Below are 12,171 nucleotides of genomic sequence, written 5' to 3' on the forward strand. Positions count from 1 at the left end.
TTCTCCTCGGGCATGTTCACAGTAATGATGACGATACAGCGACGAAACACAGTGTTCGACAACCGGGACAAGCCCCGGTACAAGGGCTCGCGAGAGCGTCGGCATCCATGCATGATCGGCTATGCTTGAGCAGCGAAGGGAAACGGAAGTGGTTCAACACCCCATGGATATCAAGTTCACCAACCGGCTGTCTTACAAGCAAGCCAAGCTTACCGTGCTGGTGGGTTTCATTCTGGGCACGCTGCTCAGCCTGCTGCAAATAGGCATCGATTATGTCAGCGAAGACGCCTCCATCAACCGTGAAATTGTGTCTTTGCTGGAAATCAGTCACAACCCGGCCTCTCGTATCGCCTACAACATCGATGCCGAACTCGCTCAGGAACTGACCCTGGGCCTGTTGCGTTCACCGGCGATCATCGGCGCACGACTGACCGACAACAACGGCAACGTGCTGGCCAACGTCAAGCGCCCCGGCCTGCAAAGCGGTTATCGCGTGCTCAGCGACTTGTTGTTCGGTGCCGACCGCCAGTTCGAAGACCGCCTCTATCTGGACCACTTGCCGAACGAATCCCTCGGCACGCTGCGACTGGACGTCGACACTTACTCATTCGGTTACCGTTTTCTGCGTCGCGCCGAAGTCACCTTGCTCAACGGCTTCGCCCGCAGCCTGATCCTGACCGGCCTTCTGCTGGCATTGTTCTATGTGATGCTGACCAAACCGCTGGTGCGGGTAATCCGCGAACTCAGCGGTCGCGACTCGCGCAGCATCGAACCCACTACGCTGGAATGTCCGGCCGGACACGCCAACGATGAAATCGGCGTGCTGGTGAAAGTCGCCAATCAGCAATTCGAAAACGTCGCCACGGAAATCCAGCAGCGCCGCAATGCGGAAAACCGCCTGACCGACTACCTCAGCCAACTGGAAAACATCGTTTCGGCGCGCACCGCCGAACTCAAGGCAATCAACGCTCGCCTCAGCCAATCCAATCAGGAACTGGAAGTCGCCCGCAGCACCGCCCTTGACATGGCCGAAGCGCGCTCGGTGTTCCTGGCCAACATGAGCCACGAAATTCGGACACCGCTCAATGGCCTGCTGGGGATGATCGCGTTGTCGCTGGACGGTCCGCTGAATGCCGAACAACAGCAACAACTGTCCATCGCCCATGACTCGGGCAAGGTGCTGGTGGAATTGCTCAACGATATTCTCGATCTGTCGAAGTTCGATGCCGGTCAGCTCGAACTCGAACACATCCCGTTCGACCTCGGCTCACTGATCGAAGACACCGCCAACCTGCTGTCGCAGAACGCGGCGCCGAGTGTCGAACTGACCTGTCTCATCGACCCGCAGTTTCCGGCGCTGGTGCTCGGTGATCCGACCCGGGTCCGGCAGATTGTCAGCAACTTGCTATCCAACGCGCTAAAGTTCACCCGTTTCGGGCGGGTCGATGTGCGCCTGTCGACATCCGGCGACGGCGTCAGAATCGAAGTCTGCGACACGGGCATCGGCATTCCCCAGGACGCTCAGGTCAAGATCTTCCAGCCCTTCACCCAGGCCGGTGCCGGGATTACCCGGCAATTCGGCGGTACCGGGTTGGGCCTGGCCCTGACCTACAACCTCTGCGAAGCGATGCAAGGACGCCTGACCATCAGTTCGGAAGCGGGTTTCGGCAGCCAGTTCTGCGCGGAACTGCCGCTGCCCCGCCACACCCGAGCCCAGGTTCCGCCTGCGTTGCAAGGCAAGGTCCTCGCCATCACCGCCGCCAGCAGTGGCCTGGCGGAACTGCTGGGCAGCGTGTTGCCCGGTTGGGGGCTGGACTACCAGCAACGCTCGATCGACGATCCATTGATCGGTTTGAACCCCAATGTGCTGATCACCGATTGCCCCGAATGCCTGTTCAACCTACGCCCCACCATTACTGCGCCGATTTTGCTGGTGACCGCTTACGGCAGTTTCATGCCCAGCGAACAAGCCAACGCCCTCGCCCCTTTGCAACAACAGGCCCGCCCGTTGGCACGCAATGCGCTACATCAGAATCTACGACGTGTCCTGCAACCGGCAATCGCCACCATCAACGACGCCCCTGTCGATGCCCAAACCCCACAACGGCGTGCACGGGTGTTGCTCGTCGAGGACAACCCGGTCAATCAACTGGTAGCCAAGGGCATGCTGGGCAAACTCGGTTGCGAGGTGATTGTCGCCGCTCATGGGGTCGAGGCACTGGATCAGCTCGAAAGCAGCGAATTCGATCTGGTGTTGATGGACTGCAACATGCCGGTGATGGATGGCTATGAAGCCAGTCGGCAAATTCGCCGCAGCGGGCGCTGGCCGCAATTGCCCATCGTCGCGCTGACCGCCAACGCCATGTCGGAAGAGCGCGAACGCTGTCGTGCGGCGGGCATGAGCGACTATCTGGCCAAACCCTTCCGCCGGGAAGAACTGGCCGCGTTGCTGGATGTGTGGTTACCCGCTACGACAGCGCCTTGATTTGCCCCAACAGGTGATCCAGGCCGTCGCGCAGTTCATTCAATCGATCCAGATCCACGCCGCTGTCGCACAGCAACCGGGCCTTCAACGGCCCGACTCGATCGCGCAACGCCAAGCCGCTGGGCGACAGGCTCAAGTGCACCTCGCGCTCATCCCGTGCCGAACGCTGACGCTGAACCAGTTGCAGTTGCTCAAGGCGTTTGAGCAACGGCGTCAGCGTGCCGGAATCCAGCGCCAGACGTTCGCCCAGCGCCTTGACGGTCGGTTGCTCCGGCGCTGATGCCTGCCACTCCCACAACACCAGCATCGCCAGGTATTGCGGGTACGTCAGGCCCAGTTGATCGAGCATCGGCTTGTAGGCCCGGATCACCGCCCGGGAAGCAGCGTACAGCTTGAAGCAGAGCTGACTGTCGAGGTTCAGCGAGTCGACGGACAAACTGTTCATTTGAGCAGGGCTTCGATCTCGCTGCTCAAGTCCTGCGGCTTGGTCGCCGGAGCAAAACGCTTGACCAACTGGCCGTCCTTGCCGATCAGGAACTTGGTGAAATTCCACTTGATGCCTTGGGAACCGAGCAAGCCGGGCGCGCGTTTTTTCAGCTGCACGAACAGCGGATGAGCGCCCGTTCCGTTGACTTCGATCTTTTTGAACAGCGGGAAACTGACGCCGTAGTTCAGCTCGCAGAACTCGCTGATCGCCCCTTCGTTGCCCGGCTCCTGCTTGCCAAACTGGTTGCACGGAAAGCCCAGCACCACCAGGCCTTGATCCTTGTAGGTCTGCCACAGTTCTTCGAGGCCTTTGTACTGCGGGGTGAAACCGCATTTGCTGGCGGTGTTGACCACCAACACGGCTTTACCGGCGAAATCGGCCAAGGTCTTTTGCTCGCCCTTGATGGTGGTGCACGGGATGCTCAGCAGATTGTCGCTCACGATGAAAGCTCCGGATTCGGGAAGATGAGCCAAACATAGCGAGCAATTGAATTGTGTGCAATTTAATTAATCAATAAACCACCCACCTGTAGGAGTATAGCTTGCCGGCGATTTCGCCCTTGAGATCGCCATCGCCGGCAAGCCGTACTCCTACAGAGGTTTACTCGCGAGGCACCAGGTCCAGGCACACAGAATTGATGCAGTAACGCAGACCGGTGGGTGGCGGGCCGTCCGGGAACACGTGCCCCAAGTGCGCGTCGCATTTGGCGCAGACCACTTCCGTGCGGATCATGCCGTGGCTGACATCGCGGATCTCGGTCATGGCGCTGTCGCCGATCGGCGCGTAGAAACTCGGCCAGCCGCAGCCGGAATCGAACTTGGTCTTCGAGTCGAACAGCGGTTCGTTACAGCAGATGCAGTGGTAAACGCCATCGGTCTTGGTGGCGTTGTATTTGCCGGAGAACGGTCGTTCGGTGCCTTTGAGGCGGCACACGTTGTACTGCTCTGGATCGAGCATCGCCTTCCATTCTTCCAGGGTTTTTTCCAACTTTTCCATCATCACACCTCGGCGGCTGAAAAAGCCCGATCTGTACCTTTTCCACGGATCGGGCGGCACGTATGATTGCGCCTCGTCAAACGCCAGTCTGGCAGCCAGACCACGCGCATTCAAACGGATTTATGGATGCTGCCTCTCAAGGCGTCAGGCCTGTGTGATTACGCAGGATTCCCAGTACGGTTGTTCACGCGCCGCCTGGATCGTTCATTTTCGGGAACACATCGCCATGCAGGTCAGCAAATCGAACAAGCTCGCCAACGTCTGCTACGACATTCGCGGCCCAGTGCTCAAGCACGCCAAACGCCTGGAAGAGGAAGGCCATCGCATCCTCAAGCTGAACATCGGCAACCCGGCGCCCTTTGGTTTCGAAGCGCCGGATGAAATCCTCCAGGACGTGATCCGAAACCTGCCGACCGCCCAGGGCTACAGTGACTCCAAAGGCCTGTTCAGCGCGCGCAAGGCCGTGATGCAGTACTACCAGCAAAAGCAGGTGGAAGGCGTCGGCATTGAAGACATCTACCTGGGCAACGGCGTTTCCGAGCTGATCGTGATGTCGATGCAGGCCCTGCTCAACAACGGCGACGAAGTGCTGGTGCCGGCTCCGGACTACCCGCTGTGGACTGCTGCGGTGAGCCTGTCCGGTGGTAATCCGGTGCACTACCTGTGCGACGAGCAAGCCAACTGGTGGCCGGACCTGGCCGACATCAAGGCCAAGATCACTCCGAACACCAAGGCGCTGGTGATCATCAACCCGAACAACCCGACCGGCGCGGTTTACTCCAAAGAAGTGCTGCTGGGCATGCTGGAACTGGCCCGCCAGCACAATCTGGTGGTGTTCTCCGACGAGATCTACGACAAGATCCTCTACGACGATGCCGTGCACATCTGCACCGCGTCCCTGGCGCCGGACCTGCTGTGCCTGACCTTCAACGGCCTGTCCAAGTCCTATCGCGTGGCCGGTTTCCGCTCCGGATGGATCGCCATCTCTGGCCCGAAACACCACGCGCAGAGCTACATCGAAGGCATCGACATGCTGGCCAACATGCGCCTGTGCGCCAACGTGCCGAGCCAGCACGCGATCCAGACCGCATTGGGTGGCTACCAGAGCATCAACGACCTGGTGCTGCCGCAGGGCCGTCTGCTGGAACAGCGCAACCGTACCTGGGAACTGCTCAACGACATTCCGGGCGTGAGCTGCGTCAAGCCGATGGGCGCGCTGTACGCATTCCCGCGCATCGACCCGAAAGTCTGCCCGATCCACAACGACGAGAAATTCGTCCTTGACCTGCTGCTGTCCGAGAAGCTGCTGGTGGTGCAAGGCACGGCCTTCAACTGGCCATGGCCGGACCACTTCCGCGTAGTGACCCTGCCGCGCGTCGATGACCTCGACATGGCCATCGGCCGCATCGGCAACTTCCTCAAGTCCTATCGCCAGTAAATGGCCTTCACCGTGCGATGCCAACCCATCGCACGGTGATTCATTCAGCAACACATGCTTGCGCCCTGCCGCCCCCTGACACCTCACTCCCTGATCGATAACACCTGACCTGCTCGCGTCTAACAACGACGGGGGTCGGGGCGTCCAGTGGCTTACAAACACTTCCCGCTGCACCATCGGAAAAGTCCTTCAAGCGACTAAGCTATTGCCGTAGGACACAGTTTGAAATAGTCACCCGGTTGAATACCCCGGTGCAGCACCTTATATACCCCGCAGTACGCTACATCTTTAGCATAAGGAGATTTCTACAACCATGATGCGCATCCTGCTGTTTTTGGCCACTAACCTGGCGGTCGTGCTGATTGCCAGCATCACCCTGAGCCTTTTCGGCTTCAACGGGTTCATGGCGGCCAATGGGGTTGACCTCAATCTCAATCAGCTGCTGATTTTCTGTGCGGTCTTTGGTTTCGCCGGTTCCCTGTTTTCGCTGTTCATCTCCAAGTGGATGGCGAAGATGAGCACCAGCACCCAGATCATCACCCAGCCACGCACTCGTCACGAGCAATGGCTGCTGCAAACCGTCGAGCAACTGTCCCGCGAAGCCGGGATCAAGATGCCCGAAGTCGGGATTTTCCCGGCCTACGAAGCGAACGCCTTCGCCACCGGCTGGAACAAGAACGACGCGTTGGTCGCGGTCAGCCAGGGCTTGCTCGAACGCTTCTCGCCGGATGAAGTGAAAGCCGTTCTGGCCCACGAAATCGGCCACGTGGCCAACGGCGACATGGTGACCCTGGCGTTGATCCAGGGCGTGGTGAACACCTTCGTGATGTTCTTCGCCCGGATCATCGGCAACTTTGTCGACAAGGTGATCTTCAAGAACGAAGAAGGCCAGGGCATCGCCTACTACGTTGCGACCATCGTCGCCGAACTGGTCCTGGGTATCCTGGCCAGCGCCATCGTGATGTGGTTCTCGCGCAAACGCGAATTCCGCGCTGACGAGGCCGGTGCAAACCTGGCCGGTACCGCCGCGATGATTGGCGCCCTGCAACGCCTGCGTGCGGAACAAGGCCTGCCGGTGCACATGCCCGACACCTTGAACGCCTTCGGCATCAACGGTGGCATCAAACAAGGGTTCGCCCGCATGTTCATGAGCCACCCGCCGCTGGAAGAGCGTATCGACGCTCTGGCTCGTCGTCGGGGCTAACCAGCTCTGCTTAAATAGAAAAGGCCCGCAGCGATGCGGGCCTTTTTTTGTCTGCCGAGACCCGCACAGACAACGGTCTTTTAGCGAGTGGAAACCCGATACACCCGCTCCTCAAGCCGCGTGACTCCCGCCTCCAGAAACTTCCCGCTCTCGCTCAGCACATCCTGATCTTCCAGGATCTTCAGCGTCCAAGAGGCTCCGAACAACCGCTGCACTTCTTCATCGAGCACGGCAAACGGCGGACCGGACATTTGCGACTGGTCATAGTCCAGTGTAATCAGCAGTCCGAGAGACTCCTTCGGCAGTATCCGCGTCAAATGGGCGGAATAGCGCTCTCGCATGTCCGCCGGCAGCGCGATCAGTGCTGCACGATCATAAAGCGCGGAGCAATCGGCAACATCGCCTGCCGTCAGCTCGAAGAAATCGCCGCACCACAACTCAATGGATCCTGCCCGATAAACCTTGAACGGCCCCTGCTCGCTGACGGCCGGATCAAAGCCATGCTCACTGAAAAACTCCTCGACGGCTTTTTCCGACAGTTCGACTCCCAAGACCTCATGACCTTGATGGGCGAGCCATAGCAAATCCAGGCTTTTTCCACATAGCGGCACCAACACGCGTGCGCCTTCTTCAAAGCTCAACGCTGGCCAGAACCGCTTCAGATGAGGGTTCACCTGCGGCAGATGAAAGCCGATCTGATTCGACGCCCACTTCTTGTGCCAAAACTCCGGCTGCATAAATAACCCCGAAAATTCGATCAAAACACCCTAAAACTTATATTAGATTTAGATCAATGATCTGACTGAAGATGGTGCATCTTAACTCTCAGGAGCTCATTCATGTTCCCCAGCCTGTACATATCCCATGGCTCCCCGATGCTTGCACTGGAACCTGGGGCCAGTGGGCCAGCCCTCGCACGCTTGGCGGCTGAAATGCCTAAGCCCAAAGCTATCGTGATTGTTTCTGCACATTGGGAAAGCAACGAGCTGCTGGTGAGCGGCAATCCGCAACCTGACACCTGGCACGATTTCGGCGGTTTTCCCAAAGCCCTGTTCGAGGTGCAATACCCGGCGCCTGGCAATCCCCAGCTGGCCGCTGAAGTGGTTGAGCTGTTGAAGGCCAGTAACCTTCCTGCCCGTATGGACCCTCAGCGCCCCTTTGACCATGGCGTCTGGGTGCCTTTGTCGTTGATGTACCCGCAGGCAGACATTCCGGTCGTTCAGGTTTCACTGCCAACCCGTGGCGGCCCTGCCCTGCAAACCCGCGTCGGTCATGCCTTGGCCAGCCTGCGCGAACACGGCGTGCTGCTGATCGGCTCCGGCAGCATCACCCACAACCTGCGGGAACTGGACTGGCATGCCGGCCCAGAAAGCGTCGAACCTTGGGCGCAGGCGTTCCGCGACTGGATGATCGAGAAGCTGGCGGCGAACGACGAAGCAGCCCTGCACGATTATCGCCAACAAGCACCGAACGCCGTGCGCAACCACCCCAGCGATGAGCATTTGTTGCCGCTGTACTTTGCCCGCAGTGCCGGAGGCGATTTCAGCGTTGCCCACAAAGGGTTCACCATGGGTGCACTGGGCATGGATATCTATCGCTTCGGCTGAGATGAAGATCAAAAGATCGCAGCCTTCGGCAGCTCCTACATGGGATCGCATTTCTCTGTAGGAGCTGCCGTGGCTGCGATCTTTTTACAGGCAAAAAAAATCCCCGAACCAGTCGGGGATTTTTTATGTTCGATCAATCAGCCCGGGGGCGGATCAATCTTCGCGGTAGCGACGCAGCTTCAACTGCTTACCGGCAACGCGAGTGTCCTTCAGCTTGGTCAGCAACTTCTCAAGACCATCTTCCGGCAGCTCGACGAGGCTGAAGCTATCACGCACCTGGATGCGACCGATTGCTTCGCGAGCCAGACCACCTTCGTTGAGGATGGCGCCCAGCAGGTTCTTGGCAGCGATACCGTCACGCGCACCCAGCGCGGTACGGCAACGAGCACGACCTTCGCCCAGCGGCATTGGTGCGCGACGCTCGCGGTCACCACGCTCAGGACGATCACCGGAACGCTCTGGACGATCGCCACGCGGTGCGTTGTTCGGCACCAGTGGACGCTCTTTCTCGATAGCGGCCAGGTTCAGCGCTTGACCGTTGGTTGCCTTGCGCAGCAGGGCTGCGGCCAGGGCACGCGGGCTGCAACCGATGTCGGCGGTCAGGCGATCGAGCAGATCACCGTGGGTCGATTCAGCATCAGCCACCAGCGGCGACAGGCTGTTGGTCAGTTTCTTGATGCGCGCATCCAGAACGGCTTGAGCGTCCGGCAGGCGAACTTCAGCAACCTTCTGACCGGTTACACGCTCGATCACTTGCAGCATGCGGCGCTCACGTGGAGTCACCAGCAGCAGTGCACGACCTTCGCGACCGGCACGGCCGGTACGGCCGATACGGTGAACGTAGGATTCTGGGTCGTACGGCATGTCAACGTTGAACACGTGAGTGATGCGCGGAACGTCCAGACCACGAGCAGCAACGTCGGTCGCCACAACGATGTCCAGACGGCCATCCTTGAGGGAGTCGATCACGCGCTCACGCTGGTTCTGGGCGATGTCACCGTTCAGCGCAGCGGCTTTGTAGCCTTTGGCTTCCAGGGCACTGGCCAGGTCCAGGGTCGCTTGCTTGGTACGCACGAACATGATCAGCGCGTCGAAATCTTCCACTTCCAGCAAGCTGAGAACGGCCGAAGTCTTCTGGTCAGCGTGAACCAACAGGTGAGCCTGTTCGATCGCGGTAACGGTCTGGGTCTTGGTCTGGATCTTCACGTGTTGCGGATCGCGCAGATGGCGTTCGGCAATGGCACGGATCGACTGCGGCAAGGTGGCCGAGAACAATACGGTCTGACGGGTTGCAGGCAGAGCCTTGAAGATAACTTCCAGGTCGTCCATGAAGCCCAGTTTGAGCATTTCGTCGGCTTCGTCGAGAACCAGGTGGTTCACGGTCGCCAGTACTTTTTCGTCACGACGCAGGTGGTCGCACAGACGGCCCGGAGTGGCGACAACGATCTGTGCGCCATTACGGATTGCTTTCAGCTGTGGGCCCATCGGCGCGCCGCCGTAGACAGCCACAACAGTTACGCCCGGCATTTGCTTGGCGTAGGTTTCGAAAGCGGTTGCAACTTGTAGCGCCAACTCACGAGTTGGGGCCAGGATCAGGGCTTGCGGCTCGCGCTTTGCAGGATCGATGCGATGCAGGATCGGCAGGGCGAACGCAGCGGTTTTACCCGTACCGGTTTGCGCCTGACCAATCATGTCGTGACCGGCCATGATGATCGGGATCGATTGCTGCTGAATAGCCGATGGCTCTTCGTAGCCAGTCGCGATGACGGCTGCAAGAATATTCGGATTGAGATTAAAAGCGGCGAAGCCGCCGGTTTCCTGGGTCATGGGTCTGCCTCTAAGTGCATCCGCAAAGACCCATGCTCCAAAGCTGCGCGTGCCGTGTTGAGACTCAAGAGTCGCCCTGGCAGCTTTGTCGGCGGGGATTTGCGAAAACGAATGAATGAAAAGAATCGTCAAGGGAGAGTCCGCAGTACGGACGTGCAGCCGAAGCTGACTTCGGGGAATTGCTCTACCTAAACGCGGCCCGGCTAAAGGCCGGCGCGCACTATACCGGAATTTGCCGAAAAAGGGAGCTTTTTTTATCGCAAAACTCCCGCGTACGGCGTTCTGTCACAGGCTTTGCGGATAATCGTGCAAGCGTCTATTTTTCAAAGGCCCGGCCTTGCGGGTTATGGCGCTAAAACGGTTCACCCGGACCACCCGGACCGTCGGTCCGACTCCCCTTCCCGCCCGAGGAAATGCACCATGAAAGAGCTCAACACCAGTCGTGTGAGCCGTGAAAAACGCGGTCACGTCCTGTTGATCGGCCTGGATCGGGTGGCCAAACGCAACGCCTTCGACCTCGACCTGCTCAACGAACTGAGCCTGGCCTACGGCGAGTTCGAAGCCGACAGCGACGCGCGGGTAGCGGTGGTCTTTGGTCATGGCGAACATTTCACCGCCGGGCTGGATCTGGTGAGCGCCAGCGCGGCGCTGACCGAAGGCTGGCAGGCGCCACCCGGCGGTTGCGATCCATGGGGCGTGTTCGCCGGGCCCAGGGTCAGCAAACCGGTGATCGTCGCCGCGCAGGGTTATTGCCTGACCATCGGCATCGAATTGATGCTGGCCGCAGATATCAACCTGTGCGCCAGCAACACCCGCTTCGCGCAAATGGAAGTACAGCGCGGGATTTTCCCGTTTGGCGGGGCCACTTTGCGCCTGCATCAGGTGGCCGGTTGGGGCAATGCCATGCGCTGGATGCTGACCGGCGACGAGTTCGATGCCCGGGACGCCTTGCACTTGGGCCTGGTGCAGGAAGTCATGGCCAGTGAGGACTTGCTGCCGCGAGCGATTGAGCTGGCCGAGCGAATCGCGCGACAGGCGCCGCTGGGGGTCCAGGCGACGCTGATGTCGGCCCGGCAGGCGCGGTATGAAGGGGAAACCGCTGCGACACAAGGATTACCGACGCTGGTGAAGAAGTTGCTGACCAGTGAGGATGCGCAGGAGGGTATGCGGTCGCTGGTAGAACGGCGGCCCGGGATTTTCAAAGGCTGCTGAAAATCCGTGTAGGAGCTGCCGAAGGCTGCGATCTTTTGATCATGAAGAACAAAATCAAAAGATCGCAGCCTTCGGCAGCTCCTACAGGTGTGGTTGTATTCCTTATGTCGCCGGGCGAATAGCCTTGATCAATGTCTGCAACGAATACCCCAACCGCGGCGCCAACTCTTCAGCCCGGGCCGTCAGCCCTTCCATATCCAGTTCCTGATCCAGCTCCGAAGGCACAATCAGAATCACATTGCCCTCCTTCACCGGCAGCTCCCAGTAATGCCGATGGTAAAGCCCACGCAGTAACGCAGCGCCCAACGGCTTGCCATCGTCGGTGGCCCATTGGTTGATCACCAACCAGCCGCCCGGATTCAGGCGTTTCTGGCAATTTTCCAGGAAGGTCCAGGCCAGATGCCCAACGCCCGGGCCGACGTCGGTATAAAGGTCGACGAAAATCAGGTCCGCGGGCTCGGCGGTGTCGAGCAGTTCCAGCGCGTCGCCCACACGGATATACAGGCGTGGGTCGTCATCCAGCCCCAGATATTCGATAGCCAGGCGCGGTACATCCGGGCGCAACTCGATGGCTTCGACGTCTTCCAGCGGCAGGAACTTGAGGCAAGCCTGGGTCAGCGTACCGGCGCCGAGGCCGAGGAACAGCGCGGTTTCCGGTTGTTCGTGGCACAGCGCACCGATCAGCATCGCCCGGGTGTAGTCGTATTCGAGCCAGCTCGGATCGGCGGTGAACACGCAGCTTTGCTCGATGGCATCACCGAATTCGAGAAAACGATAGTCGGCCACTTCCAGCACGCGAATCACGCCAAATTCGTCCTGCACCTCGGCGAGCAAATGCTCGACGCGCTCCTCAGTCATCTCGTCTTCCGATTGTCAGCGGCAAAACCGCGATTGTCGGCCAAGCGACGGGAACAG

The 12,171-nt window shown here is 59.4% G+C and carries 11 protein-coding genes; 5 read left to right on the forward strand and 6 right to left on the reverse strand.

Features of this window, described 5'->3' with window-relative positions; translation table 11 throughout:
• The first annotated feature begins 163 nt into the window (after nt 1–163).
• Nucleotides 164–2,485 (forward strand): response regulator, encoded by a 2,322-nt coding sequence (locus tag V6Z53_RS24515; protein WP_338582237.1) that lies wholly within the window; start codon nt 164–166, stop codon nt 2,483–2,485.
• Here V6Z53_RS24515 and V6Z53_RS24520 read toward each other — a convergent pair.
• The 3 genes from V6Z53_RS24520 to msrB all read right to left on the reverse strand — a co-directional run bounded on the left by V6Z53_RS24520 (nt 2,469) and on the right by msrB (nt 3,968).
• A complete protein-coding gene (locus V6Z53_RS24520; RefSeq protein ID WP_338582239.1) occupies nt 2,469–2,930 on the reverse strand; it encodes a MarR family transcriptional regulator in 462 nt (153 codons plus the stop codon). The two genes, V6Z53_RS24515 and V6Z53_RS24520, sit on opposite strands and share 17 nt — an antisense overlap.
• Nucleotides 2,927–3,412, reverse strand: a complete 486-nt coding sequence (locus tag V6Z53_RS24525; RefSeq protein WP_338582240.1) for a glutathione peroxidase — start codon at nt 3,410–3,412, stop codon at nt 2,927–2,929. The genes V6Z53_RS24520 and V6Z53_RS24525 overlap by 4 nt, the downstream gene beginning before the upstream one ends.
• A gap of 160 nt (nt 3,413–3,572) precedes the next feature.
• A complete protein-coding gene (gene msrB, locus V6Z53_RS24530) occupies nt 3,573–3,968 on the reverse strand; it encodes a peptide-methionine (R)-S-oxide reductase MsrB (RefSeq protein WP_338582241.1) in 396 nt (131 codons plus the stop codon).
• Nucleotides 3,969–4,194: 226 nt separating this feature from the next.
• On the opposite strand from msrB, the gene V6Z53_RS24535 reads away from it, so the two are divergent.
• On the forward strand, nt 4,195–5,406 hold the full coding sequence (locus tag V6Z53_RS24535; protein WP_008030363.1) for a pyridoxal phosphate-dependent aminotransferase: 1,212 nt from the start codon (nt 4,195–4,197) through the stop codon (nt 5,404–5,406).
• A 313-nt stretch (nt 5,407–5,719) separates the two neighbouring features.
• Nucleotides 5,720–6,610, forward strand: coding sequence for a protease HtpX (htpX, locus tag V6Z53_RS24540; protein ID WP_338582242.1), 891 nt, complete (start codon nt 5,720–5,722; stop codon nt 6,608–6,610).
• A gap of 80 nt (nt 6,611–6,690) precedes the next feature.
• Here htpX and V6Z53_RS24545 read toward each other — a convergent pair whose 3' ends face one another.
• On the reverse strand, nt 6,691–7,347 hold the full coding sequence (locus V6Z53_RS24545) for a thiopurine S-methyltransferase (protein WP_338582243.1): 657 nt from the start codon (nt 7,345–7,347) through the stop codon (nt 6,691–6,693).
• Nucleotides 7,348–7,449: 102 nt separating this feature from the next.
• On the opposite strand from V6Z53_RS24545, the gene V6Z53_RS24550 reads away from it, so the two are divergent.
• Nucleotides 7,450–8,217, forward strand: a complete 768-nt coding sequence (locus V6Z53_RS24550) for a class III extradiol ring-cleavage dioxygenase (RefSeq protein ID WP_338582244.1) — start codon at nt 7,450–7,452, stop codon at nt 8,215–8,217.
• Nucleotides 8,218–8,370: 153 nt separating this feature from the next.
• Here V6Z53_RS24550 and V6Z53_RS24555 read toward each other — a convergent pair whose 3' ends face one another.
• Complete coding sequence (locus V6Z53_RS24555) at nt 8,371–10,044, reverse strand: DEAD/DEAH box helicase (protein WP_338582246.1); 1,674 nt, start codon at nt 10,042–10,044, stop codon at nt 8,371–8,373.
• 420 nt (nt 10,045–10,464) lie between these two features.
• Here V6Z53_RS24555 and V6Z53_RS24560 point away from each other — a divergent pair, with 420 nt between their 5' ends.
• Nucleotides 10,465–11,256, forward strand: coding sequence for a crotonase/enoyl-CoA hydratase family protein (locus V6Z53_RS24560; RefSeq protein WP_338582248.1), 792 nt, complete (start codon nt 10,465–10,467; stop codon nt 11,254–11,256).
• 102 nt (nt 11,257–11,358) lie between these two features.
• On the opposite strand, the gene V6Z53_RS24565 is transcribed toward V6Z53_RS24560, so the two are convergent.
• A complete protein-coding gene (locus V6Z53_RS24565; protein WP_338582249.1) occupies nt 11,359–12,114 on the reverse strand; it encodes a spermidine synthase in 756 nt (251 codons plus the stop codon).
• Nucleotides 12,115–12,171 lie beyond the last annotated feature (57 nt).

It is taken from the genome of Pseudomonas sp. MAG733B (genome assembly GCF_036884845.1).
Lineage (GTDB): Bacteria > Pseudomonadota > Gammaproteobacteria > Pseudomonadales > Pseudomonadaceae > Aquipseudomonas.